This window comes from Marinococcus halophilus (genome assembly GCF_900166605.1).
GTDB classification, from domain to species: Bacteria; Bacillota; Bacilli; order Bacillales; family Marinococcaceae; genus Marinococcus; species Marinococcus halophilus.
On sequence record NZ_FVZD01000003.1, the window covers coordinates 190,117 to 216,814 of the forward strand.

A 26,698-nucleotide genomic window follows, 5' to 3' on the forward strand; every position below is an offset into this window, starting at 1 on the left:
TTGACTCACACATTAGCATAGCCAACAACAATCACCTTTAATAAAGGAGGGCCTTTATGAGCCTTAATGATCAGCCTTGCGATAGTGAGCGTGTCCTGCAGCAGCTCGAGCACGATTATGTCAAAGCCATTGATGATAACCAGAGTACCACCGTGGAACACTTTATCGAACAATTCTTGTATGATTCCTGGACGTATAATGACCAACATCTCGCGGATATTCAACTGGTCCTCCGACACTATTCGGGTCAAACCATGGATCCAGGCACCTTTAACCGATCCTTTCAGTACATGGTTCAGTGCCTTCAAACCAAACTGGAACACTTGGATCAAACAAGGGAGTATCCTATGCTTCACACCTCTTACGGAGCTTCTTTATTGGTTGCGACCGTCGACGGACTGATTGTGCAATACTACGCCAGTATATACAACGTCGACCAACTACGAGCCATGACCCCTGGACTAACAACCGTGGTCTTGCAGTCCCTGAAAATCGAGATTGTTTGAACCCATGTTGGCATTCTCATCGTATAATCTCAACAATAATTTCTTTTGACAAAGGAGACAAACATGGACATTCACCTTCAGCAATTGAGATCTTTAAAAACCATTTTTGCTGAAAAGTCAAATTCTTCTGATGGTTGAGCAATATTATTAAACAATGAATTATCCTTAAATAAAGTAGTAGTTCTTAAAGCAAAGAATTTCCCTTTAAAACGTGTATTTTCTTTAGCAATACCTCAAATGGTTTTCTATACTAAAGCAATCGATGTTTTTGTTAAGCAGCTAACTGAAAATCCCGAGGATACATAATGGTTCTAATATAGGGCCAAATGCTAAGAGTTTGCCCGTACTTTGTACCTTCTCTTCACCAACTGATCCAAGAGCTTCTATCGCAATTCGTCATTATCTGTGGTCCATGAATGAATTGTCTTAGAAATGTTAGAGAGAGGGGTAAATGCTAAAGATAAAAATAAATACAAAGTCGTTACATCTTATAAGGGACTTAAGGTATAAGAACTTATGTCGCTGCTCCACGCTTTTTGTTTTGGAGAGTATTGGTTTGAATCAACCATAGAGAGGAAAAACACAGGGTGTAAGATCATGTCCAAAAACCAGAGAAGTTTTGACCCAAGAGCGTATATATTTATTATCCCAAATAAGGAGGAGTTTCATGAATGGTTTAGGTGGCTTAAATAAAACCCCAAATGGCGTTGTTGTGGGCTTGGTTCAGCTTGACCTTCCCACGATCCATTCGAAGGAAGATCTTCAACAACAAACACAAAAAGTTTGTGACATGATGGAAAAAGCGAAACAATTTATTGCCCCCATTGATCTTGTTGTTTTTCCAGAATATATGCTTCACGGACTCTCCATGGATACGAGCAAAGAATTAATGTGTAGCGTTGACGGCCCTGAAGTTCAGCAACTACAGGAAAGTTGTCGTCGAACCAATCAATGGGCCTGTTTTTCCATTATGGAAGTGAATCCAGATGGAAATCCATACAACACCGGTCTTATTATTGATAATCATGGTGTCATTCAATTACACTATCGCAAGCTGCACCCCTGGGTACCTGCAGAGCCTTGGGAACCAGGAGACACCGGTCTGCCTGTTTGCCAGGGCCCCAATGGCAGTGTTTTAGGTCTCGCCATTTGCCATGATGGAATGTTTCCAGAGGTAAGTCGAGAATTGGCCTATAAAGGCGCTAATGTTATTTTACGAACAGCTGGTTACACTCCTCCAATTCAACAATCCTGGGAAATTACGAATCGAGCTAACGCCTTTACTAACTTGGCTTTTACTGCCTCGGTGGCTATGTGCGGGACGGACGGGGTAAATGATTCAATGGGAGACGCAATGATCGTCGATTTCGAAGGCACCGTCACCACGCAGGGGGGAAATCGAGCAGATGAGATTATCACCGGAGAAATTCGTCCTGATTTAGCCCAAGAAGCTCGTGTCCACTGGGGCGTGGAAAACAATATATATCAATTAGGCCATCGTGGGTACGTGGCCGTGGAGCAAGGAGTGACCGATGCCCCTTATACGTACATGAACGATTTAAAAAACGGTACGTATCGATTGCCATGGGAAAACGACGTGCAGCATACGGATGGCAGTCGTTACGGTTTTCCTTCTCCACGAAGCTATTAGCCATTGCTTTATCGTTAGGCCCAACGAGAAGCAACGTCGCTGATGACCAAGCAGTTCTTAGCATGGGCCTCAGCGATCTTTAAATTTTCACCCATGTGAAGAATATTTGATCATTGAAAAATTGTTCGGGCAAAGCTTTTATGGATTAATTATGTGTAGCCTTGCCCACTCTCCGGGTATAAAAGGAAAGAATGATTAATGCATTAAGGAGGAAAAGCGAATGGTACAAGTACGACAGTTTGATCCAAAGGTACAAAAACTGATTGATGGGCTCAATGTTGATTTGGCGAACGAATACGCCTCCGCCATCATGTACACGAATTACGCGGCGGTAGTTTCGGGGATTCATACCCCAATGCTGCGGAGTTTTTTCGAAGCCGAGATCGGGGATGAACAAGGGCACGCTCAATATCTAGCCGCCAAGATTCGAACGCTCGGCGGAACACCGGTAACAGAACCCGCAGCCGTTCAACAAACTTTTAACGTTCAAGAGATGTTGGAAGCCGCTCGAGACGCCGAAGCAGCGACCATTAATCGGTATATGGAACGTCGACAACAGGCGGAAGAATTAGGAATGATCGAACTCCAAAATCAATTGGACGATCTGATTGATGATGAAACCGGCCATAAAGAACAAATCGAACGAATGCTTGAAGATTTCCGGAGCTCTTAATTCTTTTCGTAAGAAAAACGAAAGATAGTAATCGAGCCCCCGTTTCGAACTTCTCATAGTAAATGCAGGAAAATAACATTGTTGGTCTTCTATAGCTTTCTATAGCAAACGACGATATCATCAACGTATTCTCATATGTACCCTTGTAAAATTAAGGAAAAAAAACGTCAAGTCTGTGCCGACTTGGCGTTTTTTCATCATCATATCCATTGCTTCTAACGAGCCTTCTTTTTTCTCTCTTCCCCCTTCTTCTCCTTTGCTTCCCCCCCTTTGTTTCACGGTTAAAAGGCCAAAAAGTAGACAGGATCTAACTTTCACGACGGGCGATGCTACGTTCCATAGCGATGATATCACCCGCTTTTCTTGAACGTGCCTTCCAAGCTTAACGTAGAGATTCTGCCTATTCTTCGTTTCATTGTAATCTTCATATATGCCCAACCTACATCGCTGCGCTCTCCATCCAGGTAGCACCGCCCCCTATTTGTGATGTCTAATTAACTCAAGAACTTCTTGTCGTGCTGCCAGCTCCTGAGCAAAATGGCCTCGAACGGCAGAAGTGACGGTTACAGCGCCCGGTTTTTTAACGCCTCTCATAGCCATACACAGATGTTCCGCTTCTAAAATCACCATGACCCCGTGTGGTTGGAGTACCGACATGATATTGTTAGCGATGGTGTAGGTCATTCGTTCTTGGAGCTGGGGCTTCTGAGCGACCGCTTCCACAGTTCTTGCGAGTTTGCTAAGCCCCGTAACCTCTCCCTCTTTCGGAATGTAAGCCACATGTGCTTGGCCAAAGAATGGAACAAGATGGTGTTCACATACGGAAAAAAAAAGAGATGTCTTTCACGAGCACTAGTTCTTCGTGATCGTCAGTAAAGCTTGTGTCCAAGTAGGTATGAGAGGGTTTATTTAAACCCGAAAAGATTTCCTTATAAAAACGAGAGACCCGGTCCGGAGTTTCCAACAGGCCTTCCCGCCGGGGGTCCTCCCCTATCCCTTCAAGTAGTAATTGGACGCCTTGTTTAATTTTTTCGTGATCAAAGCTGTTCATACAACCACTTTCCTTTCGTACCCCTTTATACAATCCTTCAGTTATCATTGTAAAGTAACATACGTTTAGTGGTAACACAAAACCATAATAATGCTTGGAACGAAGTTTTTCATACTAATGCTTAATGAACCTTCAGGAGGTTATCGGTTAAGCACAATTTTCTACTTTTCCTCCAGGATATTTTCCGCAACAGTCACTATTAAAGTTTGGCGGTTGAAGATACTTAACTAACGTTCTATTAGGCAAGTAGCTTTATGCAAATATACATACAAATAGGCTAGCTTCTTTTCAAGAAGCCAGCCTGGACTACATTGTTCTATTTTAAGAGCTCGTCTGGGTTTCGATCACCCTGAACCATTAACAATACTTTGCCCTCATCGAGCTCGTCTTCCAGATCTTCTGCTTCCTGACTGCTGAAACCAAGTTCTTGCAGTTTATAGCGCAACTCGTCTCCTTTTTTGGAGAAACGATTTGCCAAATCAACATTAAGCTCATCATCGGTGGGTTCGTTAGCATGCACACTACCCGCAATTCGATCCGTCCGGTCGTCGTCATGGCTCATGACGTACATATCGTTGCGATCAATGCCTTTATTCGCCAATGTTTGCACATCGTGCTGAATTTGTTCGTCGTTCGTGTATTCGCGTACATAGGGTTTCATCGTCAAATAGCCTCCTCAAAGATAATATCTTCACTGGTCCGGGAACGCATACGCGTCAAACCTCCCTAAGGGTAATCCTTAATCAACGTCTTGATTTTAATACTCATTCGGTTTCGTCATTAATCATTATTTCTTAAGACTTGTTTATTCATAAGATGATATTACGTAGCGTATTTGGTGCCATGTTTTTGATTCCATTGCTTGTAGACGTCTACACCTGCTTGAAGAAAGTGTTTTTGGACTGGGAGGCGTCGTTCATTCATGGATTTACAGTATTCTTCATAAAAATTGTCTAACTCAAAATATTTGCGATCGTCCCGGTAGAAAGGTTCGTATTCTTCTCTTGAGACCACGTATACAACGTTTTCGGGACTACAGTAATAAATGGCCCCTAAACACATGGGACAAGGGCTAGCCAAAATGTAAATCGTGCAATCTGTTAAATGCTCGGTCTGTTCTTTTTGACAGGCCTCCCGAATCGCCAATATTTCGGCATGGGCGGTCGGATCATCCGTTTGAGCCGCTTGATTAGTACTTTCAGCCACAAGCTTGTCACCCTTCATAATGACACAAGCAAAAGGACGGCCTCCGCGTTCGACATTTTGTTCGGCTAATTGGATTGTTCGATGAATAGGATCCATGGTGCTCCTCTCCTTTGTTTATCAATTGAAAACCTTTCAAAGCTCAAATTCTTATACCCTGTAGACTTCTCATTTAGGCCTCTGATAGAAAACAATCGCAAATACTTCTCCGAGAAGTTAACTTTTTGATTGCAGAGGAAGCCGCTTAGAAGCACATTTTAAGATTGGTATACCCTTGGTTACGTTCTAAACCGAGTGCTGTCGTAATTGCTTAAAACATTCAAAGCAATACAGACGCCCACCTTCATGTACACCTTCAAAGAAACCATCCCTGCAGTAGATTTCTTTACCACAAACGCTGCACTGCCCCAGGTACTCTTCCATCATTATCCCTCCTCATAAGGATCCTTCGGCTGGTAATCTAGGGGCCCCTTTAAAACTCGGACGTGATTATACGTTTCTCTCTTCGCAGCAAAATATTATAGAAACACCGTTTTTCGCTTTATAAAGAGTACTGTATCGTCGTCGTGCAAGCCATCTTTTACCCCCTCCCGTTAGCAATATGCTTGTAATGACTCTTTTAAGAGGCATTGTTTTCTATCAGGGAAGCTAACAATATCTTAAACATCATGCCTCTGACGATTCTTGCTAGTCCCCCTCTTGTTATTCCCTTTATTACTAACTACAAAAAAGGCCAATGATATTACACCTAATACAGCCATGGTCAAAAACGCATTTCTCGTGCCTTCATATAAATGATCCTGCCCCTGACTGGAAACCGTTACAATAGTCGTCAACGCTGTTACCCCAATCGCCATGGCAAATTGACGAAGAGCATTAATCACCGCTGTCCCGTGAGGCATGATAGAAGCTGGTAAATGGTTCATCGCAAATGCCACCTGAGGCATCATAGTGATGCTGATACCTAACATGAAAAACATGAATGCAACAGTGACGGTGAGAAAGGAGGTCGTTGGCTGAAACAAACTAAACATCACGACCGAAATCAAAAGAGGAACGAAACCCACGCCAATCACCTTTCTGCCGTAACGATCATATAAAAGGCCACTAATCCAAGAAAATAAAGCCAGCAGGAACGTCCCTGGCATCAGAATCATGCCCGAGGTAAAAGCAGATAGTCCCTGAACACTTTGGGCAAATAATGGGATTAACGTTTCGGCGGAGAGTAATAACAACGAGATCAAAAATATCGACAGAGTAGCGAATAAAAACGGACCATAAGCAAAGACCTTTATATTAAGCAAAGGAATGGAAAGACGGAGTTGGCGATACCCGAACCATACAAACGCCCCGGCGCCTAAACCGATCGTACCTATCACCCGCAAGTCCTCGAAGGAATACATATTAATCATACTTACACCTAATAAGAAGGCGACAAAACCGATACTTGATAGGATAAACGAGAACACGTCGAATTGAGCTGCTTTTGTTTCTGTTATATTTTGGAGGAACAAATAAGTAATAACTATTAATCCTACAAGCGGGAGCAAAATCATCCAAAACAATATGCGCCAATCCCAGAGATCAATGATCAAACCGGACATTGCCGGCCCTATCGCCGGTGCTACGTTCATGACCAATCCTAAAATACCCATGGCCTGGCCGCGTCTCTCCGATGAATAAACCAATAGAAGCACCGTTTGGGCCAGCGGGAGCATAATGCCAGCGCCAATTGCTTGAATAATCCGTGCCACGACTAATAGTAGAAAGGACGGGGCCAAAATACCAGCCACCGTTCCCACAAAAAAACAAGCAAGCGATACGAATACCAAGAATCGGAGCGTAAAGCGATCCACGAAATAGCCATTAATAGGAATCATGATGGCCGCCGTCAGTAAAAAAGCAGTGGTTAACCATTGAACTTCGGTAGCATTAACCTGAAATTCCTGCATGATGGTAGGGAAAGCTGTAATCAGCAAAAATTGGTTAAGCAAGAAAAGAAAATTGATACTAACAACCGTCCATACGGTCCATTTCTGTTGTTTCATCATACACCTCAAACTATTGCTCATATTCAGTCTAATATATTATATACTTTGCGCAAAGTATATAATATATGTTAATTTTAAGGGAAACAAGACGAAAGGAGAAGTCCTATGTACCCCGACCTTGAAGGAAAAGTTGTATTTATTACCGGCGGAGCTAATGGCATTGGCAGAGCCATTGGTGAAGCCTATGGACAAGCAAAAGCTAACATCGTGTTGGCCGACATCAATGAGCAGGCGTTACGGGAAACACAAGAAGCATTTGCCCAAACATACGGCCCATCGATGATTCAGACTCTCCCAATGAATTCGACCGTCGAGAACGATGTGCAGCACGCTATCACTAACGCTTATGAGCATTTTGGCGGTATCGATATTCTGATTAATAATGCCGGCGTTATGGATAACATGGAGGCCGCAGACCGTGTTCCCGACGATACATGGGAACACGTCTTCAATGTTAACGTGACAGGCACGATGCGTGTGACCAGAAAAATGCTGGAGCTGTTCCAACAGCAGCAACAAGGCGTAATCGTAAATATGGCTTCGATTACAGGACTTACTGGAGGTCGAAGCGGCTTAGCCTACACGGCTTCCAAGCATGCTGTGGTCGGCATGACTAAAAATATAGCAGCCCATTATGCTGATCAACATATACGAGCCAATGCCATTGCTCCCAGTCAAGTGCCCACAGCTATCACCCAAAGCGGAAAAACGCCAGATACCTACGGAATGAAAGCAGCTACCAAAGGATTGAATCTAATGCCACGAGCAGGCACATCGGAGGAGATCGCTCATATTGCTTTATTTTTAGGATCGGACCATGCTTCATTTCTTAATGGAGCCGTTATTCCAGCGGATGGAGGCTGGTCTGCCTATTAGAGCTTACCCTCCTCAAGTACTTGCTGTACTCTTCCTAACCAATTTTTTTGAAATTGGTGGTGAGAAATATAATGATCCGCTATTAGTTCAGGTATAGAACCTTTTAACTTGTTGTGCTGTCGCTCAACCATTTCCAGTTCTTCGATCCACGTTTGAATCGCTTGTTTCACCGGCTCTATAGGAACAAGATGAATATACAATAAGGCTGGATATAACGCCTTTGCCTCATCTCGTCGTTGCTGAAACACCTCGAGAATACTCGTTTGCAGATGCTCGAACCCAGCCGCAGTTATTTGATAAATGGTGCGGCTCGGCCGCTTGTTGTTTTTCTCACTTTTCACGGCTTGAATGTATTCGTGTTTTTGTAGCTGCCGGGTAGCATGATAAAGATTGCCATCTGTGAGGGAGAAAATTTGGTCCCATCCATGCTGTTGCAACCGTTGTTTCATTTCATAGGGATGAGAGGGGTTATTCTCTAAAAGCCCCAAAATAAGAATTTTTATTGCCATTGATGTTGCTCTCCTTTTCGTTTGTTCGTATCTTGTTATACTGAATTCTATTGGGAAAGGATCAACCGAAAAACTAATGACGAGCCAAAGAATGTTTAACATTGCTTTTAAACTATCATAAACGATGATACATGAAGGAGAAGGTACAATGGAACGATTTGCTAATAAAGTAGTTATGATTACAGGCGGAGCTTCGGGTATGGGAAAAGAAATGGCTTTCATGTTTCAGGCCGAAGGAGCTACAGTCATCGCGGCAGATGTGAGTGAGCAGAGGCTGAACGACTTATCTAAAGAAGGCATTGACGCTAGATATATGGATGTTTCCAACGAAGAACACTGGCGGCAATTAGCTGATGACGTTTATCAAAAGTATCAGCGCATTGATGTCCTGGTTAATAACGCTGGTATTTCCAGTGAGAAAACCATCGAAGAAATAGAGGCAGCTGATTGGGAAACAATGATGAACATCAATGGCTTCGGCGCTTTTGCCGGAATGAAGCACGTGGTCCCTTATATGAAAAAACATCAACAAGGTGCCGTTGTGAACATTTCTAGTTACACCGCTCAGGTCGGCATGGGACTGAATGTCTACACTGCTTCTAAAGGAGCGGTACGAGCCATCTCTCGGGCTGCCAGTGTGCAATATGGGTCCAGTGGTATTCGTGTCAATGCCGTATTTCCCGGGGTGATTGAAACGCCGATGACAAAAGGATTGCAGGAATCTCAAGAAACGCTTCAACGACTGGTGGGAGCAACTCCCCTTGGACGTTTAGGAAAACCCCGAGAAGTCGGGCAAGCGGTCTTGTTCTTAGCTTCGGAGGAAGCGAGCTTTATTACCGGGGCTGAACTGGTCATTGATGGTGGCTTCACATCCCAATAATTCCCTTTATTCTGTTCCAATTACATTAAATATATTAGAGTTAACATATGTTTTCTTTTGTCAGTACTTGGCTAGCACTAAAAGCAACCGGCGGATCCTTGCGAGCCATCGGTTGCTTTTATAATTTATGCTATTTAATGAATGCTATTAAAATAAATCGAAATTATAACAACAGTTGATTGATTAAAGGAACGATTAACAGTAAATGAATCGCATCATTAGGCTTCTAAAATTATAAAAACAACGACCTTCTTATTATTAAACTGCCCCCTTTTAAATAGAAATGAGAGCAAGTAAAACTTTTAAGCGGCTTATTCCGGTAATCCAACGGAAATAAGCCGTTTAAATATTCCTGGTATTGCTACTGGTTGCAAAATTCAATATAGCGATGAGTCGCTTCCACTAGGTTGTTCTAAATGATATAAAACGAATCCGGCAGGTATTATTCCTCGAATTTCAGTGATTTAAAAAAATTTTCATGGGGACCGTTATTCAAACCTCGGGATACCCCGAACAAGAACAAACCGCTTTTTAGGTCGTAGCTTTCCACAACAGCCTAAAACCGTAAATTTTCATGAGCCGGTACAGGCGTTTTAGTTGATCGACCGGCCAAGTTTACGGCTTGGATGTTGACCCCTACGCCAGTAGTTATAACCCCCCACCCCAGGCTTGAATGTTTTGCACGAGTATCGTCAGCGCCTTCTTAGGCTTTTCCTTAGTCGTGGGCGGCTGTTTCCGAGACTGACTATGGACTACCCGGAAAACTAAGATTTCATTTTGCGCATAAGCTTCTTATTGTTTAGCTTAATTTTGCCGTTAGCATCATGAAAAATGAACTTTAAATTTTGTCGTTGTACGAAGAATAGTAAGGTTGTGTGCGGCTTAACATTATTGAACCAATAACAACGATAACACCAATGATCATCGATATTGTTATGCTTTCATTCAAAAAAAACGAACCGAGAACTATCCCCACTAAGGGCACCAAATAGTTCGAAAACGAAGCAAACACCGGTCCTTCTCTGTGAACTAGAAGCGTATACAACCAATACACGAGTCCTGTTTGAAAAATACCTATAATGAATAAGGGGAGAAGATCCGCCGGATAGAGCCTTGGCCAAGAATTATCCATAACTAACACCGCTGGCCATAAGAGAATGACAGCGCACCATAAAATATTTCGCATGGACAGAACAACCGAGGCCGTCGGAAGATATTGCATCAAAATAAGGGCGCTAGCATAACTAACAGCAGCCATCAAAAGAGCTACCAGTCCAGCGGTTTCGCCAGAGAAGATTGTTGCCTCAGCATAACTAATACGGGGAATGAAAATAATCATGACTCCAATAAAACCAAGCATGACTCCGAACGCTTGATTTCGATGTAACCGTTCTCGAAATAATAGCCATACAATCAACACTGTCCATAAAGGAGTGGTCCCAATAAGAATAGAGGCTAGGCTACTATTCACCTGGTTTTGACCCCAGGCAACTAAAAAGAAAGGTAACACCGCTTCTAGTAAAGCGATAACAACATATAAAGTATAACGACGCCAGCGAAGGCCTGTTTTCACTGGAGCTGAAGAATGAGGGAGAAGTATCGCAAGTAACGTTAACGTGCATGCTCCTATCGTCGAACGAATTGCCGCCAAGGCCATCGGCTCCACCGTGTCTAATACTTGTTCGGCGAAATAAAATTGGGAAGCCCACATGAGACTAATGCCCAATAAAAAAAGATATTTTTTCATTGTTTTGAGCCTTTCCAGTTTGATTATTGAAATTTTTTAGGATCAACTTTAGGTGCTTTTCATAACATCATAAAAAATGCCAAGATCGGACCCTTCTATCCTTAGCTAAATTTAAAGGCATTTAGCATCCGTTGATGTACGCCCCTTACCTATTCTATTAAAGTCGAAAAAGTTGATTCGTACATATATTATTATAATAACATAAGACCATTTACCAAGAGACATGACAACAGTCTAGCGAGAGTTCGTATCGTGCCCGCATAGGCGTTTTTTCCTTTGTTGGGATCACTTTAAATTTAGTAGAGACTTGCCTCCCCCTACCATGAGTACTCAAAAACTGAGGAATAGTCATTATTAACTTATACATTTGCCCAGATAAGTCATAATAATTTTTATACTATACAATAAAATGAACATTTCTATTCGCCCCGGATAAAATTTCACAACCATTTTTCGTAATCACAAGGTCTTCTTCCAGAATGAAAGCCCCAAGCTCATTGACTATTCCTGGCTCTAAATTAATAATCATTCCTTCCTCTAAAATCGCGTTGTCCTCTTTCATAATAGACGGAGGCTCAGTACTCATGAGACCCATGCCATGTCCCAGCCGGCCACACTCAAAATTGGTGGAAATACCTGCTTTTCTTATTTCAGTAGTACATATATCTACTATCTCCGTCATAGGCACCCCCGGGCTTATATGTTCTATGGTATTCATGGTTACTTCATGTACTTTGTCTTGATAAAAATTGCGCTGCTCATCTTTCTTGCCCAAAAAACCTGTACGGCTGAAATCTGACCAGTAGCCATTGTATTTGGCTCCAAGATCTAAAAAAATAAAGTCTCCCTTGGAAAGCGCACGTTCGGTTGCTGTTTTGCTTAAACGATCGTAATTACCTGCACCTGAAGTGATCAGAACAAACCCTGGATAGTCTGCTCCTCCCTCTAACATATATTGTTGGGCCAAACGAGCTATTTCCCATTCTGTCATCCCTGGTTGAATAGCAGCGAAGGTTTGCTCATGGGCGTAACTTGTGGCATCGCAGGCTCGTTTTATGCAATTAATTTCTTTTTCTGACTTTATCATTCTTTGACTCCATATCAGTTTAGAAGCATCAAAAAATGTCGCTTGAGGTAAATTCTTTTTTAACGTTTCATACACATTTACATTAAAACCAATCAATTGTTCCTTCCCTTTTTCAACGCCAACTTTCCCCTTCGCCATATCTAATTCCTGCATGATCCCTGCCAATTCCGATTCTATGGCACTAAATAAATTTTCATAATAGCGGACCTCGCATCCTTTGGCGATCATTTTCGCCTCTGGGTATTGAAATACATGAACATAGAGAATTGGAAGACCCGTGTGACCTATAAATAGAAATATCGGCCTAGCCATAGTACTCCAGGGCGCATGAGTTCGGAAGCCAGAGTAGTAATTAATATTAGGTTCTGCGGAAAGGATAAGACCGGTGTATTCTTCTTGTTTCAACTTTTTTTGACAATTGAGTACTCGTTGACGAATGTCGGTTTCTGTAAAGTTTAGTTCCTCCATATAGTCTATGCTTCCCTTCCTTAACAATCACTCGATTATTCAGAACCTTGAGTTTGGCGAATCCTTTGTAAGCTATTTTCCCAATTAGCGCTCACCGTTTTTTTAATTGAAGTTTTATCATTACTTTTCAAGGCCTCAATTACTTTTTCATGTTCGTCATAAGATTCAAGACTATTATCCACCTCACTAAAATAATGGATCTCCATGCGTTGCACTTTTGTTTTTAAATTTGTTAGTAATTTAGTGAGTTCCGGGTTTGCTGCTAACTCCACAATAGTATGGTGAAAATCATTATCTGCTTGTAGAGCAGCAAATTTATCTCCACTTTTAATCTTTATTTTAAAATCTTCGTTTTGCATTTTAAGTTTTTCAATGGTTTTAGCGGAGAAATAATTGAACCCTTGTTCAACGGCTAAGTTTTCTAATGATTGGACAATAGGATAAATGTGCTCAGCTTCTTCAAGGTTAATAGAGGCCACTAAAGTCCAACGGTTAGCATAAGTAACAACCAACCCCTCATCTTCTAACCGCAGCAAAGCTTCTCTAACCGGTGTACGACTAATTCCTAACATGTCAGAAAGCTCTTGGTCTCTAAGCTTAAAACCAGGCTCAAGCTTTCCAATCATAATCCATTCACGAAGAATACTGTATGCTTCATCTCGCATGAATGTGCGTTTTATCTTCATTCCTTCATTCTTCACCATTTTAATGCACTCCTATTATTAGACATGACGTAGTATGAGCGATTACGAAACGAATGAGCCAGTCTTCACTAAAAACCTCAGCAACTAGATTTATTTCAAAAAACGTTTAGCTGTATCCACCAAGACTCGTTGAATTTGAAGCACAGAATCAAATTCGACCCATTCAACGGGTTCGTGCAAACCATAACCAACAGGGCCCAAATTGATAGAAGGAATACCCCGTTGTTGAAAAACAGCTGCGTCTGTCCAGAAATCCCATCCTACTACCTCTGGTTTCTCTCCTATTAATTTTTGAAAAGACGAAGAAGCTGTTTGAACAATGAATTCATCTAAAGAGCATACAGATGGTTTTCGTTCAAATACCCAATTGATATGAGCCCATTCATCCACGTCTTTTATTACGCTTTCTATTTCATTGGTGGTGTGTTGATATTCTTCCGATGGCAGTGTTCTTCGTTCAAAATGCATCTCACTAGTGGCAGCATAGGTGGATATTTCAGTTCCTCCATCAATAAGGCTTACATGCATAGAGGCCGGCCCTAATAAATCATGCGTTTTATTGCGTAATATACTCTTATCAAATTGACCCAGGGCTGTAATAATAGGCCCCATTTTCGTGATAGCACTTTGCCCTAAATCCCACCTGCTTCCGTGAGCACTCTTTCCGTGTGTAGCAATTTTCCCCCACAAAAAGCCTTTGTGTGCAGCTACCAGCTTCATATCCGTAGGTTCTGTGATAATGCATGCATCAGCATTATATTTCGATACAAAATGCTCTGCTCCGATGCTTTTGTACTCTTCATCACAAACTAAGGCCACGATTAATTTACCATTTATTTTTCCTTCTTCGGCTATGTCAACGGCTACACCCATAATCGCCGCTATACCAGCTTTCATATCACAGCTCCCTCTCCCGTAAACACGTCCTGCCTCTAATCTTGGATCAAAGGGATCGATTTCCATTCCCATAGCGCTAACTGTGTCTAAGTGGGCACACAAACACAATGTAGGCCCATCATCTTCACCCACTTCTGCAACAACATTAGGACGTGAACCTTCTATATATTCCAAGCGAGCTTTTATGCCATTGGCGGTCAACCAATCTACAATATATATTGCAATTTTTTCTTCGTTATAACCTTCCTGCGGGCATAAACCGGGATTAACAGACGGAATTTGTATTAATTCTTGCAATAAACGTAATATTTTCTCGCTAGTCATCTGGCTCCTCCTTTAAATCATAAGGACATTCAACAATTTGACGGCACAAAGTGATTATGAAAAAGAAACGCCCTTTCAGGTATAAAGACAATGGCCATATTTCCGGATAAAAGGACGATATTTAGAAAAAGTTATTGGCTGTTTCTCAAAACCGATCAATATTTTTAATAATGGCAGAAGTAGTCTTATAATTATTAGATGCACTCATTTGGAAACCAACCATTCCAGACGATGTTCCTGTAATGCTGTTGATCTGTATCACCTTCGGTGCTGATAATTAACACTCTGGCATCCTGATCCAGGTTAATCGCTTCGCATGTTTTATCTCGTTCCTTCGTGCGCAAGCGATACAGTAATCCAAGTGGTACCGCCCCTGATTCTCCTGAAATAATTCGTGGGTCACCCTGAAGGGGGTTACCTAAAATCCTCATCCCTAAAGCTGCGATGCTGTCACCACATGAATACGAAGCAGCAGCATAATGGCTCAAGAGCCGGAACGCAATACTGCTCGGCTCTCCACAAGCCAAACCAGCCATGATGGTATCCATTTCTCCTTCTACTATTTCCATTTCATTATGAGTATTTAAAAAAGAACGATAATAGCATTCTGCTTTGTCCGGTTCCACCACAATAATTTTAGGCGCTTGACCTTGATAATGTTGCTTCAAATAGCTTGCAATCCCTGCAGCAAATGAACCCACACCTGCTTGAAGGAAAACATGGGTGGGTGCTGGTTCATCTGTTTTATCCATTTCTTGGACAATTTCATGTGCTATCGACGCGTAGCCCTGCATGATCCAGAGAGGGATTTTCTCGTAACCTTCCCATGCCGTGTCTTGAACCATTACCCAATCGTTTTCTTTCGCCAGTCTTGCAGCCATTCGTACAGTCGCATCGTAATTTAACTCTGTTATTTCAGCAAATGCTCCTTCATTTTGAATAGCCTCCAATCGAGATGGCTGCGATCCTTTGGGCATATATATGGCAGCTTCCTGGCCTAGTTCTCTAGCTGCCCATGCCAATCCGCGTCCGTGATTCCCGTCTGTCGCCGTAATAAATGTAATGTCTCCAAGGGCATTTCGTGTTTCTGCTGATTGCAGCTCTTCAAAGGAAAGGTTATCAACATCTTTATCTAAAAGCTCAGCTAAATATTTAGCGACGGCATAAATACCTCCCATGACTTTAAAAGCATTTAAGCCAAAACGTGTCGATTCATCTTTCACTTTAATATCTTTTACACCAAGATAGTTTGCCAGATGGCGTAACGAATAAAGCGGAGTGTTTGTATATTTTTTATGAGTTTGTTGGAATCGCCAGACTTTGCCGATTTTCTCTGCAGAAAAATAAGCCAAGTCTTCATGTGTAGTGGAAGAAACATTTTTATTTGTTACGTACGAATACGCTTCGGTCGTTTTTTTCATGTTATTCGCTCCTGATCGATATAACTTAAGTGTATGTATAATGTAATATATCACATGTAATATTTTTTTCAACTATTAGAAACATATACCTGCTTATATAAAATATTCAGAAACGTCGAAACGTCTTAGGTAGAAGCTAAAAACCGTTCTGGAATGACAAACGCATAGTTTTTTGACATATAAATTAAAAACATGTCCGGCAATTTTCTTTTTTTATATACCTCTGTTCAATGAATTGTTTTTATATCAGCTTCTTTTGTGTCATACGAAGTCCTTGCTCATTGCTTGATACTTTTGTTCATATTTTTAAAGAAGCATTACTTCGATATTCTTGTTTCACTTGGGAGTTAAAAGAAATCACTTCACCAAGAGCAATTAAAAAAGCGTACATGGCGGTATATATAATCAAACGAAAAAAAGGAGGGTTAATGAGTTGTAATATAAGAGCTGCACCGGTAAAGACACTAAAAAGTACGGTCAATCGAATTCTCTTTTTCATACGGTTCAAATAAAATGTTTTAAAATCATCTTCGATAATTACTCCTTTATTACCCTTATTTGCTGGTGCCGGTTTATTACGAGGGTTCACGATTTTAGCCACCCAGGTTGGTATTTTGAATGAAGATAGTAATACGAACTTAATCCTGACCTTGGCTGCTACTTCCGTTTTTCAATTTCTTCCGTTGCTTGTCGCGATTACAGCGGCGAGACGATTTAAACCCAGCCCTTATATTGCGTTAGCGATCATGGGAGCATTATTGATGCCTGATTTTTTAGCTCTAGTAGAAAACGAAACGGAATCCATTAGTTATATGGGCGTTCCAGTACCCATTTTTGATTACAGTGGCCAAGTCATACCGGCTATCCTAACAGTATGGATTCAATCGAAATTAGAACACTTCATGAAAGGAAAATTGGTGCAAAGTTTGCACATGGTGGTTATCCCGACGGTCTTATTATTCCTGTTGGTACCGTTAGTGGCGATCGTCATTGGACCTATCGGCAACTACTTGAGTATTTTATCGGCGCAAGGTGTTGATCTCATCATTTCGTCAAATAGTGTTGTCGCCGGAGCTATCATTGGAGGTATTTGGAACATATTCATCATGTTTGGCATTCACTGGGCTCCAAATACCACCGTCGTTATTCCGAACATTGCCTCCACGGGAGAATCAAGTATTATCGCCTATGCCGCCAATGCTAATTTCGGTATGGCTGGTGCAGCGTTTGCCGTCTTTTTACGAAGCAAAAGCAAAACTCTCCAATCATTTTCCATTACCTCCATCACCTCGGTGTTTTTATCCGGTATCGTGGAACCAGCCATTTATGGTCTGGGCGTTAAATTAAAAACACCATTAATTGCTGGATGTGTGGGCGCAGCTATTGGCGGCGCATTTATGGGCTTCTTTAACGTGGTCGGATATGCTTTTGTTTTTGGAGGACTGACAACCATTCCAGCTTTCGCCGGGCCTACCTTGTGGGCGTATATCGTTGGATTAACTATTTCATTTATTTCCGCGATGATTTTGACGTTGATCCTTGGATTTAAAGAATCCAACAATATGGAAGAAGAATAAAAAAGGAGAAGATTATTATGGAAAAGAACATTCTAGGGAGTCTCGCTTACGCAGCCATGGGGGACGCGATGGGAGCCGCCACTGAAAACCTTACGTTTCATCAAATTCGAGAAACATTTCATGGACAGGTCACGGAATTCCAAAAGCCAGGTGACACCGCCTTTGCTTTAGGGAATGAACCAGGTCAAGTTACGGACGATTTTTCCCAAATTTATCTGATTCTCCAAGAGGTTTTGGAAACGAAAGAACAAATCATTACTACCGAAATCGTGAAACAGGCCATGATCAAGTGGTCCAACATGCCCATCTACTTTAACCGTTTTGCCGGGCCTACTACGAAAAGCGCTATTGCCATGTACAAAGGCGAAAAACAAGAAATGCAGCCCCTTGAAGGCGCGGTTATCGTTGATTATGCATCAAAAGCCACCAACGGGGCTGCCATGAAAATTTCTCCAGCAGGCTTATTTCATCCTGGTCATCAAGATGCAGCCATCCAAGATGCCATCACGATCACGAGAGTGACGCATGACAATCATTTAGCTATATCTGGAGCTAGTGCCGTTGCTTCAGCCGTTAGTGCTTCTTTAAAAGAAGGAATCACCTTTGACGAGGTCTTGGAAGCGGGGTTATATGGGGCTATCGAGGGCGAGCGTTTAGGAAAACAAATTAGCCGAACCGTAGCTGGAGCCAGCGTCATTGAACGAATGAAATTGGCTTTTGATATCGTCGATAAACCTGGTTCTAAAGAAGAAAATCTGTTAAAACTCTATCAACTGATCGGAAGCGGCTTACATGTCTCCGAAGCGGTTCCATGTGCGTTTGGGATTATCAAAGCAAATCGCGGAAATGCTCAACAAGCGGTTATCGATGCGGTGAACATCGGGTATGACACAGATACGATAGCCACCATTGTCGGCGCCATCGTCGGGGCTATGAGTGAGAAAAACAGGGAATTTTATGATATGATAGACTTCATCGAGAAGGCAAATGATTTCAACGTCATAAGCCTAGCTCAGCGGCTTGCTTCTCGAATATCATAAGACTGGAAGAGGTTACTATGATTGACTCTACGAAAACGAACGAGCCCCTGTATAAGCAAATTTATAATGAATTGCTTCAAAAAATTATTCATAACGAATATCATGAGGGCGATATTTTGCCTTCCGAGCCAGCATTGCAAAACATGTACGGGGTAAGCCGTATCACGATCCGTCGGGCGATGGACATTTTACAAACCAATGGCTATGTTAAAAAACATTCGGGCATTGGAACCATTGTGATGAACACCAAACACGGGCTACAATTAAAGAAAATTTCAAGCTTTAGTGAAGACAACTTGAATCGAGACGCTCTTTCCGAATTAGTATCCTTCGACATTGTGGATGCGCCTCTCCAAGTGGTGACGAAATTACATTTGCGTGAAGATGTTCAAGTGTACAAAATTGAACGCTTGCGCATCATAAACGGAGAAAAAGTAGGGTTTCATCGCTCCTTTATTCCTATCGATAAAGCGGAAATCACTCAAAACGACATGGCCTCTCCCCAAGCGTCTCTCTATCAGGTACTCCGAGAGCATAATATTCGCTTAACCACAGCTAATGAAACTATTGAAGCCATGAGTGCCACCTCCATGCTACAGGACCAATTGGAGTTAGAAGAACATGCGACATTACTTTATATCGAACGGTGTTCTTTTGATCATCACGAGGGTATCGAATTTGCGGAAATCTATTACCGTGCGGATCGGTACAAATATCATGTTGAATTGGAAGGAGAGTAAAGAGCACAACTTGAACGGTGGTTTCATATATGAACCACCGCAGACTGTCGACAATGGCTCTAAATTGAGAGCGTGTCGGCAGTTTTTTTATGCTATGATAAAAAGAAATAGCTTGGAAAGGGGTTATGGCGCATGATGAGGCGGAATACGGAAGAAGCTCGTTATCGGGAAGCGACCATTCAGTTGGATCAGTTAGTGCCCGCGGACCACCTGGTCCGCCAGATCGAGGCCGCGCTGGATTTTTCCTTTATTTACGACGAAGTTGCGTCCCTCTATGCCCCCATCGGCCGGCCGAGTATTGACCCGGTCCGGTTGATGAAAATGGTGCTGCTCCAGTATTTGTTCGGCATTCGCTCCATGCGTCAGACCGTTCGGGAGATCGAAACGAATGTGGCCTACCGATGGTTCCTCGGTTTGGATCTCCTGGAGCCCGTGCCGCATTTCTCCACCTTTGGCAAAAACTACACGCGCCGGTTTCGGGACAGCGGGTTGTTCGAAGCGATGTTTGAACGGGTGCTGGGAGAAGCCGTGGCCGCCGGCTTTGTGGATCCATCCGTCTTTTATATCGATGCCACCCACGTGAAAGCGAACGCCAACAAGAAAAAATTTGATCGGGTTCAGTTGGCGGCCGAAGCCCGGGCCTACCAGGATCAACTGGACGCCGAAATTCACCGGGACCGCGAGGTCCACGGAAAAAAGCCCCTGCCTCCCGCCCGCCGCGAACCGGGCGGACGGGAGGTCAAACAAAGCACGACGGATCCTGACAGCGGCTATTACGTGAAAGATGAACGCGAGAAGATGTTTGCCTACAGCTGGCACACCGCCTGCGATCGGCACGGGTTTGTGCTCGGAGCGATCGTGACCGGAGCCAACGTGCATGACAGCCGGATCTTTCATGAACTGCTGGCCCAGGTGACGGCCCGGGCGGGCCGGCCATACGCCGTCGCGGTGGATGCCGGCTATAAAACCCCGGCGATTGCTCACCTGCTTCGCGAGCAGGCGATTCGCCCGGTGATGCCTTATACCCGGCCCAAGGGCCCGCCGGGGCGTTTGCGCAAACAGGACTTTGTGTATGATGCCTATCTGGACGCGTATCTCTGTCCCGAACATCAGGCCCTGCGCTACCGCACCACGAATCGGGAGGGCTATCAGGAGTATGCCTCAGATCCCGTCATTTGTCAGTCCTGCCCGCTGCTCGAGACCTGCACCCAAAGCCGGGATCACCGGAAGGTGATCCTCCGCCACGTCTGGCAGGACGATCTGGACGAAGCTGAACACCTTCGGCACACCCCGTGGAACCGGAGGACCTATGCGGAACGAAAAGAAACCATCGAACGGGTTTTTGCAGATCTCAAACAAAAGCATGGCTTGCGCTGGACGCTCCTCGCCGGAGGGGCACGAAACACCGCGCAGGCGATGCTTGTTTATGCGGCGATGAACCTCAAAAAACTCGCCACCTGGCGGTGGCGACAGACGTGTGCTTGCCCTTGGGAGGCTTCTTTTGTCTCTCGACGGCATAACAAAGGCCTCCGAAAATGGATTTCGGAGGCCTTTGTCTACAATCTGAACCAAGCAGAGGCTGTGCGCCTCTGCTTGGTTTTAGATCATATAATCCCAGAGCTGCTGCTCGATGGAAGACATCTTGTGGTCACCCACTGATCGTTCCTCGGCTAGGGACTGCTCGAGCGTGGCGTAGGTGATCATCCTGGCGTTCGATAGCTGGATATAGTTCTGAGCTTCTTATTTCTCCCACAGCCGCCTCTTCTCTCCCCTTCCCTCCCAGCCTTATCAATATTATTCGCCTGTGCCTAGTTCGCGCTCTCGGATCCTTAGGCGCACCATCGTCGTCAGGAGCTCGATTTTGGAAAGTGAATGCGAATGTTAAGCAGATTAATAATACAGAAACCAATACTTATAACCTCAATTATTGTAAAAAGATTTTCTTTGAGACCCCTGGCCCCAAGGAAAAGCAGTAATATAATGCATAATTATTTTTTCGTTGACAACATATCAGAAAACAAGATAGCTAATTCCAAGCCTAATCTTTTTTGATAATTATCTTTTATTTTATACCCTAAGGAATTTTCAATTTTTTCTAAGCGATAATATAAAGTTTGTCGAGCAATATATAGTTTTTTGGCCGTATCTTTCTTTACACATTGGCACCTTAGGTATTCACGAAGTGTGTTATATAGATAGGGATTCTTATTTAATTCCTTCCAAAACGTCGACCCTAACTGTTCTGTTACAAACTCGCTAATATCGTAATTATCTTTTAAATTGTATAGCATCTGGTAGGCTCCTAGATCACTGAAAAAAGGAGAAAGATTTACTTCTTGATTTTGAAGCATTCGCTCCGTTTGAATTACTTGTGTGGTTTCTTTATAAGCATTACTTGCTTCAATTAATTGGTGGTATATTTGACTGATTCCGTATTCATAATTAATAAATTCATTTGTATTTTTCTCAAGAAAACTTTCTATATCTAATAGTTCAGTCTTATTAATACTACTAGACTCGAAGTTTAATATGATGGCTACAAATTGGGAATCTTTCATTTGATTGATAAAAGGATAATACCCCTTTTGTTTGAAATAGTTTCTTAACACTAAAGCCAAATGGTAGTAAGCATTGTTTGAAGAAAAATTATCAAAATTCTTTTTTGACACTTGACCTTCTAACGTGAAAACAAAATAATTTATTTTATTTCTATCTATATTCAAGGTGCCTAATTGAGCTCGAGCTGTTGCCTCGTCAGTAATATTTTGATGTATAATCTCATTAACCCATGCTTGTTCCTCGTGTAATTTTTTTTCTTCTTGGAATCTATTATATAATAGTTGATTGCTAATAGTCATAGAAGCTCTATCTAACATTAAGTTAATTAATTCATTAGGTTCTTCTATAGGTATTATTATCGCTAAGGTTCCCCATAATTGATTTAGAACTTCTATTCGTTTCAAAACTATTCTTTTATTCCTAAAATTAATATCAATACTTTTTGTATTATGGTCGTTTAATTCTTGAATTTTTGAAATATATGTTTCCCATTCTTTCCTTTCTGATTCAGGAAAAAAGAGTATATCATTATTAGTAGAAATATATACTGTAGGAAATTTAATATAATCATGTAAACATTTAATAACCTTCACATACCCATTTGGAACTGCCGCAAAAGATTGGAATTGTTGAGACAAACTGTCTAACTTCTTTAGATTATTATAATGACGATTTATCAATAAAGAATTAATAGATTGCGTAATTTCTACAAATTTAACTTCTTCTTTAAATATAATAATAGGTAAGGAATATTTGTTAGATAAATCAATCATTTTAGCATCTACTTCATTAACGTAGGTCCCCAACTCTATGCATATACATGAAATTTCTTTTTTTATTAGCTGCTCTAGGTACTCTTGTGGAGAGACTTCACTATTACTTAATCCTATGCCAGTAGTTAATATCATTTCTTGACCGTCAAGTAAAGACGAAAAATCAGTAACTTCCATAATATGAACCCAACGTACTCTCTTTTCCAATCCTTCCTTTCCCGAAACGATCTCAGCTTTTTTAAATAAATTATTTTTCAATATTTCATTCACAGTTATCGAATTCATAAGACCTCCAAATGTTAAGTAATAATTATAATTTTTTTACACTGTGACTAATGAATTTTCACTACATATATTTTACATTAAATTCATAAGCCATTTTTGTAAACGCTTTCTAAAATTAAAAATATACTTAGGAGGACAATATGAATACTAATACTCATTCAAATTTTTATGACAAAGATCAAAAATACGTGTGGCATCACTTAAAACCCTACAAAAAAAACCAAAACACTATGATTGTTAAAAGTGCTCAAAATGCTTGGATAACTGATATTGAAGAGAACAAATATTTAGACGGTATGTCTGGACTATGGTGCGTAAACGTTGGCTATGGAAGAGAAGAATTAGCAGAGGCAGCCAAGAATCAAATGAATACTTTACCTTATTATCCACTCTCTAGCAGCCATCTCCCAGCCATTAAGCTTTCAGAAAAATTAAACGAGTGGCTTGAAGGTCATTATAAAATTTTCTTCTCGAATAGCGGTTCTGAAGCTAACGAAACTGCTTTTAAAATTGCTAGACAGTACTACCATCAAAATTCTAAACCAGGACGTTACAAGTTCATCTCCCGGTACCGTTCTTATCATGGAAATACATTTGCGGCCCTATCAGCTACAGGACAGTCTCAACGAAAATATATGTATGAGCCGTTAGCTCCTGGCTTTATCCACGTTGAAGCACCTGACGAATACCGAAAACCTCCTGAATATACATTTGAAGAATGGAGCATAATCTGTGCAGAGAAATTAGAAGCAACTATACGATACGAGCGTCCTGAAACAGTAGCGGGCTTCATTATGGAACCGATAATTACAGGCGGCGGTATTCTTATTCCTCACCCTTCTTACGTAAAAAAAGTACAAGAAATATGCCAACGATATGGAATTTTACTAATTATAGATGAAGTTATTTGTGGCTTCGGTCGCACTGGAAAGAAATTCGGTTATCAGCACTTCGATGTTCAACCCGATATTGTTTCTATGGCTAAAGGAATAACTAGTGGATATTTGCCCTTAGCTGCTACCGCAGTTAAAGAAGAAATTTATCAAGCTTTTGCCACTGAAGAGGAAGACGCTCATTTTCGTCATGTTAATACGTTTGGTGGAAATCCTGCCGCTTGTGAGGTAGCTTTGAGAAATTTAGAAATTATGGAAGAAGAAAACCTCCCAGAACGCTCAAATGAACTTGGTAATAAATTACGGTCCAAACTTTCTTTTTTAGAAGAACATCAAAATGTAGGTGACATTCGTCATCAAGGTTTGCTATTTGGCTTTGAAATTGTAGCAGATAAAGAAACAAAAATTCCTGCTTCTAACGAAGTAGTAGCTTCTATTATTGCAAATTGTAAGTCAGCAGGCTTGATTGTTGGCAAAAATGGAGATACTGTCAAAGATTTCAATAATATTATCACATTAGCTCCTCCCTTATCTATTTCAGACAAAGATCTTGAGGCAATTGTAGAAAAAATTGATAAAGGCTTTAATACAGAACTTTAGTTTTTTGAAATAGGGTACTACTTCTAAACTAATAATGAAAAGGAAGCGATATGATGAAGGAACAAGCAGTAACGACCTTAAAGAATTTTATCAGCGGCGAATGGGTGGAGTCCCGGTCCGCCACCGACAAGGTGTACAACCCGGCCACCAGTGAAGTGATCGCCCACGTCCCGCTTTCCTCCAAGGACGAAGTGGATGAGGCCGTGAAGGCGTCCCAGGCGGCGTACCGCGACTGGTCCCAAAAGCCCGTCCCGCAGCGGGCCCGTATCCTGTTTGCCTACCAGCAGCTGCTCATCCGCCACTGGGACGAGCTGGCCGAGATCATTACGCTCGAAAACGGCAAAAACCTGAAGGAAGCCAAAGGCGAAGTGCAGCGCGGGATCGAATGCGTGGAATTTGCCGCCGGGGCCCCGACGCTTATGATGGGCGACCAGCTGCCGGACATTGCCACCAACATCGAGTCCGGGATGTACCGCTACCCGATCGGTGTGGTCGGCGGCATCACCCCGTTCAACTTCCCGATGATGGTGCCGTGCTGGATGTTTCCGCTCGCGATCGCCTGCGGCAACACGTTCGTGATGAAGCCGTCCGAGCGGACGCCGATGCTGGCGAACCGGCTCGCCGAGCTGTTCGAGGAAGCGGGACTCCCGAAGGGCGTCCTGTCGGTGGTGCACGGCGCGCATGACGTCGTGAACGGCCTGCTCGAGCACGACGGTGTGCCGGCGATTTCCTTTGTGGGCTCCCAGCCGGTCGCCGAGTACGTGTATACCACCGGCACGGCGCACGGCAAGCGCGTCCAGGCGCTCGCCGGGGCGAAAAACCACACCCTCGTCATGGAGGATGCGGATCTGGATAACGCCGCCTGGCAGATTTTAAACGCCGCCTTCGGCTCCGCCGGGGAGCGGTGCATGGCCGCCTCCGTCGTCGCGGTGCAGGACAGCGTCGCCGACCAGCTGGTGGCAAAGATCCAGGCGTATGCCGACGACGTCACCATCGGCAACGGCCGCGAGAAGGACGTGTTCCTCGGGCCGGTGATCCGCGAGGGCCACCTCGAGAAAACGAAGGCCTACATTGACAAGGGCGTGGAAGAAGGCGCGACGCTCGTGCGCGACGGCCGCGAGGACGAGGTGGCGAAGGACGGCTACTTTATCGGTCCGACCATCTTTGACCACGTGCAGCAGACGATGACGATCTGGCAGGACGAAATCTTCGCGCCGGTCTTATCCATTGTGCGCGTGCCGGACCTGACCGCCGGCATTGCCTGGGCGAACGAGTCGCGGTTTGCGAACGGTGCCTGCCTGTTCACGAGCTCCGGGCACAGCGTCCGTGAATTCCGGGAAACGATCGACGCCGGGATGCTCGGCATCAATGTGGGCGTGCCGGCCCCGATGGCGTTCTTCCCGTTTTCCGGCTGGAAGGATTCCTTCTACGGTGATCTGCATGCGAACGGCAAGGACGGCGTGGAGTTCTACACCCGCAAGAAGGTGGTCACCGCTCGCTGGTAATGTCTTATGATTTAGGCTTTAAATAAAGATCAACCCATATGGTGGGAACATCTAACCATGCAGGGTCAGTCCCTATGCACCTTCGTCAAGACGCTTTCCTCGGCGCTAGTGAAGCCACAAAAGCATTGCACACTATAGTACAAAAACGCCAGCCAGCTTCAACAGTAGGGACAGTCGGACACGTTAAAGTTTTCCCTAATTCCCGCAATATTATCCCAGAGGAAGTAAGCTTTACAATCGATCTGCGTGATATTGATTTAGAGCGCAGAAATGAATGCGAGCGAGAGTTACGAATAGAATTAGAAAAAATAGCTTCCAACCACAATCTAGAACTCGATATTCAAGAGGATACTAATAGCGAGCCCCGATACTGCGCCGATTGGATACAAAATATCATGACAAATCAAGCCGAGCACTTGAAAATAAAAACCACGAAATTAATGAGCGGGCCGTTTCACGATGCTATGCCACTCTCTAAAGTATGTGATTACGGGATGATTTTTGTGCGATGCAAAGACGGGATTAGTCATAACCCACTAGAATATAGCTCCGAACAAGACATTATTGAAGGCACAAATTTTTATTATCACACTGTGAAAAACATTCTTACAGAGTACTCTCATTAGACTAATTACTTTAATGGTGGAGGGACAATATTGGCACAAGAAACTGCTTTTA

General features: G+C 42.9%; 24 protein-coding genes and 1 pseudogene. 11 read left to right on the top strand and 14 right to left on the bottom strand.

Translation table 11 applies throughout. The annotated features are described in order from the left end of the window. Positions 1-5 precede the first annotated feature (5 nt). Positions 6-332 (bottom strand): hypothetical protein, encoded by a 327-nt coding sequence (locus tag B5066_RS16635; protein WP_179123999.1) that lies wholly within the window; start codon positions 330-332, stop codon positions 6-8. 841 nt (positions 333-1,173) lie between these two features. Here B5066_RS16635 and B5066_RS01045 point away from each other — a divergent pair. Together B5066_RS01045 and B5066_RS01050 are read left to right on the top strand one after the other, a co-directional pair. Further along, a complete protein-coding gene (locus B5066_RS01045) occupies positions 1,174-2,157 on the top strand; it encodes a formamidase (RefSeq protein WP_079474109.1) in 984 nt (327 codons plus the stop codon). Between the two features lie 220 nt (positions 2,158-2,377). After that, positions 2,378-2,830, top strand: coding sequence for a ferritin-like domain-containing protein (locus B5066_RS01050; RefSeq protein WP_079474110.1), 453 nt, complete (start codon positions 2,378-2,380; stop codon positions 2,828-2,830). 477 nt (positions 2,831-3,307) lie between these two features. Here the strand turns inward: B5066_RS01050 and folE are convergent. The 5 genes and pseudogenes from folE to B5066_RS01075 all read right to left on the bottom strand — a co-directional run bounded on the left by folE (position 3,308) and on the right by B5066_RS01075 (position 7,132). After that, a pseudogene (gene folE / locus B5066_RS01060) lies at positions 3,308-3,881 on the bottom strand (GTP cyclohydrolase I FolE). A gap of 316 nt (positions 3,882-4,197) precedes the next feature. Continuing rightward, a complete protein-coding gene (locus B5066_RS01065; protein WP_079474112.1) occupies positions 4,198-4,542 on the bottom strand; it encodes a YflT domain-containing protein in 345 nt (114 codons plus the stop codon). 161 nt (positions 4,543-4,703) lie between these two features. Then, a complete protein-coding gene (locus tag B5066_RS01070) occupies positions 4,704-5,183 on the bottom strand; it encodes a nucleoside deaminase (RefSeq protein ID WP_079474113.1) in 480 nt (159 codons plus the stop codon). A gap of 186 nt (positions 5,184-5,369) precedes the next feature. Further along, positions 5,370-5,507, bottom strand: coding sequence for a hypothetical protein (locus tag B5066_RS16640; RefSeq protein WP_179124000.1), 138 nt, complete (start codon positions 5,505-5,507; stop codon positions 5,370-5,372). A 236-nt stretch (positions 5,508-5,743) separates the two neighbouring features. Then, on the bottom strand, positions 5,744-7,132 hold the full coding sequence (locus tag B5066_RS01075) for a DHA2 family efflux MFS transporter permease subunit (RefSeq protein ID WP_179124001.1): 1,389 nt from the start codon (positions 7,130-7,132) through the stop codon (positions 5,744-5,746). 108 nt (positions 7,133-7,240) lie between these two features. On the opposite strand from B5066_RS01075, the gene B5066_RS01080 reads away from it, so the two are divergent. Then, the gene (locus tag B5066_RS01080; protein WP_079474115.1) at positions 7,241-8,011 is read left to right on the top strand and encodes an SDR family oxidoreductase; all 771 of its coding nucleotides are present in this window, start codon (positions 7,241-7,243) and stop codon (positions 8,009-8,011) included. On the opposite strand, the gene B5066_RS01085 is transcribed toward B5066_RS01080, so the two are convergent. Further along, on the bottom strand, positions 8,008-8,520 hold the full coding sequence (locus tag B5066_RS01085) for a PadR family transcriptional regulator (RefSeq protein ID WP_179124002.1): 513 nt from the start codon (positions 8,518-8,520) through the stop codon (positions 8,008-8,010). The genes B5066_RS01080 and B5066_RS01085 overlap by 4 nt on opposite strands. Positions 8,521-8,668: 148 nt before the next feature. Between B5066_RS01085 and B5066_RS01090 the strand changes: the two genes are divergently transcribed. Then, complete coding sequence (locus B5066_RS01090) at positions 8,669-9,400, top strand: SDR family NAD(P)-dependent oxidoreductase (protein WP_079474117.1); 732 nt, start codon at positions 8,669-8,671, stop codon at positions 9,398-9,400. An 838-nt stretch (positions 9,401-10,238) separates the two neighbouring features. Here B5066_RS01090 and B5066_RS01095 read toward each other — a convergent pair. The 6 genes from B5066_RS01095 to B5066_RS01120 all read right to left on the bottom strand — a co-directional run bounded on the left by B5066_RS01095 (position 10,239) and on the right by B5066_RS01120 (position 16,637). Beyond that, positions 10,239-11,147: a DMT family transporter gene (locus B5066_RS01095; protein WP_079474118.1), complete on the bottom strand. Its 909-nt coding sequence runs from the start codon at positions 11,145-11,147 to the stop codon at positions 10,239-10,241. 397 nt (positions 11,148-11,544) lie between these two features. Beyond that, positions 11,545-12,702, bottom strand: coding sequence for a M24 family metallopeptidase (locus tag B5066_RS01100; protein WP_079474119.1), 1,158 nt, complete (start codon positions 12,700-12,702; stop codon positions 11,545-11,547). 35 nt (positions 12,703-12,737) lie between these two features. Then, positions 12,738-13,406 carry a GntR family transcriptional regulator gene (locus B5066_RS01105; RefSeq protein ID WP_244897318.1) on the bottom strand — a complete coding sequence of 223 codons (669 nt, stop codon included), beginning with the start codon at positions 13,404-13,406 and terminating at the stop codon, positions 12,738-12,740. 90 nt (positions 13,407-13,496) lie between these two features. Then, positions 13,497-14,627 carry an ArgE/DapE family deacylase gene (locus B5066_RS01110; RefSeq protein WP_079474120.1) on the bottom strand — a complete coding sequence of 377 codons (1,131 nt, stop codon included), beginning with the start codon at positions 14,625-14,627 and terminating at the stop codon, positions 13,497-13,499. Between the two features lie 194 nt (positions 14,628-14,821). Next, a complete protein-coding gene (dpaL, locus tag B5066_RS01115) occupies positions 14,822-16,048 on the bottom strand; it encodes a diaminopropionate ammonia-lyase (RefSeq protein WP_079474121.1) in 1,227 nt (408 codons plus the stop codon). A gap of 298 nt (positions 16,049-16,346) precedes the next feature. After that, positions 16,347-16,637, bottom strand: a complete 291-nt coding sequence (locus tag B5066_RS01120; protein WP_079474122.1) for a hypothetical protein — start codon at positions 16,635-16,637, stop codon at positions 16,347-16,349. Position 16,638: 1 nt separating this feature from the next. Here B5066_RS01120 and B5066_RS01125 point away from each other — a divergent pair, with 1 nt between their 5' ends. The 4 genes from B5066_RS01125 to B5066_RS01140 all read left to right on the top strand — a co-directional run bounded on the left by B5066_RS01125 (position 16,639) and on the right by B5066_RS01140 (position 21,064). Further along, on the top strand, positions 16,639-17,625 hold the full coding sequence (locus B5066_RS01125; RefSeq protein WP_244897324.1) for a PTS transporter subunit EIIC: 987 nt from the start codon (positions 16,639-16,641) through the stop codon (positions 17,623-17,625). Positions 17,626-17,642: 17 nt separating this feature from the next. Beyond that, entirely contained in the window at positions 17,643-18,665 is a 1,023-nt protein-coding gene (locus B5066_RS01130) for an ADP-ribosylglycohydrolase family protein (protein ID WP_079474124.1), read from the top strand. A gap of 17 nt (positions 18,666-18,682) precedes the next feature. Next, a complete protein-coding gene (locus B5066_RS01135; RefSeq protein ID WP_079474125.1) occupies positions 18,683-19,405 on the top strand; it encodes a GntR family transcriptional regulator in 723 nt (240 codons plus the stop codon). A 132-nt stretch (positions 19,406-19,537) separates the two neighbouring features. Further along, positions 19,538-21,064 carry an IS1182 family transposase gene (locus tag B5066_RS01140; protein ID WP_244897319.1) on the top strand — a complete coding sequence of 509 codons (1,527 nt, stop codon included), beginning with the start codon at positions 19,538-19,540 and terminating at the stop codon, positions 21,062-21,064. Between the two features lie 329 nt (positions 21,065-21,393). On the opposite strand, the gene B5066_RS01145 is transcribed toward B5066_RS01140, so the two are convergent. Further along, positions 21,394-23,022, bottom strand: coding sequence for a PucR family transcriptional regulator (locus tag B5066_RS01145; protein ID WP_079474126.1), 1,629 nt, complete (start codon positions 23,020-23,022; stop codon positions 21,394-21,396). A gap of 140 nt (positions 23,023-23,162) precedes the next feature. Here B5066_RS01145 and B5066_RS01150 point away from each other — a divergent pair, with 140 nt between their 5' ends. From B5066_RS01150 to B5066_RS01160, 3 genes are read left to right on the top strand one after another with little or no spacing between them, the layout of a single operon-like run. Continuing rightward, positions 23,163-24,515 carry an aspartate aminotransferase family protein gene (locus tag B5066_RS01150; protein WP_079474127.1) on the top strand — a complete coding sequence of 451 codons (1,353 nt, stop codon included), beginning with the start codon at positions 23,163-23,165 and terminating at the stop codon, positions 24,513-24,515. Between the two features lie 53 nt (positions 24,516-24,568). After that, entirely contained in the window at positions 24,569-26,020 is a 1,452-nt protein-coding gene (locus B5066_RS01155) for a CoA-acylating methylmalonate-semialdehyde dehydrogenase (RefSeq protein ID WP_079474128.1), read from the top strand. Positions 26,021-26,058: 38 nt separating this feature from the next. Then, positions 26,059-26,646, top strand: a complete 588-nt coding sequence (locus tag B5066_RS01160; RefSeq protein WP_079474129.1) for a M20/M25/M40 family metallo-hydrolase — start codon at positions 26,059-26,061, stop codon at positions 26,644-26,646. Positions 26,647-26,698 lie beyond the last annotated feature (52 nt).

Excerpts from the sequence above, each read along its gene's own strand:
- B5066_RS01045 (WP_079474109.1), top strand. The coding sequence starts at position 1,174 with ATGAATGGTTTAGGTGGCTTAAATAAAACCCCAAATGGCGTTGTTGTG.
- B5066_RS01050 (WP_079474110.1), top strand. The coding sequence starts at position 2,378 with ATGGTACAAGTACGACAGTTTGATCCAAAGGTACAAAAACTGATTGAT.
- B5066_RS01065 (WP_079474112.1), bottom strand. The coding sequence starts at position 4,542 with ATGAAACCCTATGTACGCGAATACACGAACGACGAACAAATTCAGCAC.
- B5066_RS01070 (WP_079474113.1), bottom strand. The coding sequence starts at position 5,183 with ATGGATCCTATTCATCGAACAATCCAATTAGCCGAACAAAATGTCGAA.
- B5066_RS16640 (WP_179124000.1), bottom strand. The coding sequence starts at position 5,507 with ATGGAAGAGTACCTGGGGCAGTGCAGCGTTTGTGGTAAAGAAATCTAC.
- B5066_RS01075 (WP_179124001.1), bottom strand. The coding sequence starts at position 7,132 with ATGAAACAACAGAAATGGACCGTATGGACGGTTGTTAGTATCAATTTT.
- B5066_RS01080 (WP_079474115.1), top strand. The coding sequence starts at position 7,241 with ATGTACCCCGACCTTGAAGGAAAAGTTGTATTTATTACCGGCGGAGCT.
- B5066_RS01085 (WP_179124002.1), bottom strand. The coding sequence starts at position 8,520 with ATGGCAATAAAAATTCTTATTTTGGGGCTTTTAGAGAATAACCCCTCT.
- B5066_RS01090 (WP_079474117.1), top strand. The coding sequence starts at position 8,669 with ATGGAACGATTTGCTAATAAAGTAGTTATGATTACAGGCGGAGCTTCG.
- B5066_RS01095 (WP_079474118.1), bottom strand. The coding sequence starts at position 11,147 with ATGAAAAAATATCTTTTTTTATTGGGCATTAGTCTCATGTGGGCTTCC.
- B5066_RS01100 (WP_079474119.1), bottom strand. The coding sequence starts at position 12,702 with ATGGAGGAACTAAACTTTACAGAAACCGACATTCGTCAACGAGTACTC.
- B5066_RS01105 (WP_244897318.1), bottom strand. The coding sequence starts at position 13,406 with ATGGTGAAGAATGAAGGAATGAAGATAAAACGCACATTCATGCGAGAT.
- B5066_RS01110 (WP_079474120.1), bottom strand. The coding sequence starts at position 14,627 with ATGACTAGCGAGAAAATATTACGTTTATTGCAAGAATTAATACAAATT.
- dpaL (WP_079474121.1), bottom strand. The coding sequence starts at position 16,048 with ATGAAAAAAACGACCGAAGCGTATTCGTACGTAACAAATAAAAATGTT.
- B5066_RS01130 (WP_079474124.1), top strand. The coding sequence starts at position 17,643 with ATGGAAAAGAACATTCTAGGGAGTCTCGCTTACGCAGCCATGGGGGAC.
- B5066_RS01135 (WP_079474125.1), top strand. The coding sequence starts at position 18,683 with ATGATTGACTCTACGAAAACGAACGAGCCCCTGTATAAGCAAATTTAT.
- B5066_RS01140 (WP_244897319.1), top strand. The coding sequence starts at position 19,538 with ATGATGAGGCGGAATACGGAAGAAGCTCGTTATCGGGAAGCGACCATT.
- B5066_RS01145 (WP_079474126.1), bottom strand. The coding sequence starts at position 23,022 with ATGAATTCGATAACTGTGAATGAAATATTGAAAAATAATTTATTTAAA.
- B5066_RS01150 (WP_079474127.1), top strand. The coding sequence starts at position 23,163 with ATGAATACTAATACTCATTCAAATTTTTATGACAAAGATCAAAAATAC.
- B5066_RS01155 (WP_079474128.1), top strand. The coding sequence starts at position 24,569 with ATGAAGGAACAAGCAGTAACGACCTTAAAGAATTTTATCAGCGGCGAA.
- B5066_RS01160 (WP_079474129.1), top strand. The coding sequence starts at position 26,059 with ATGGTGGGAACATCTAACCATGCAGGGTCAGTCCCTATGCACCTTCGT.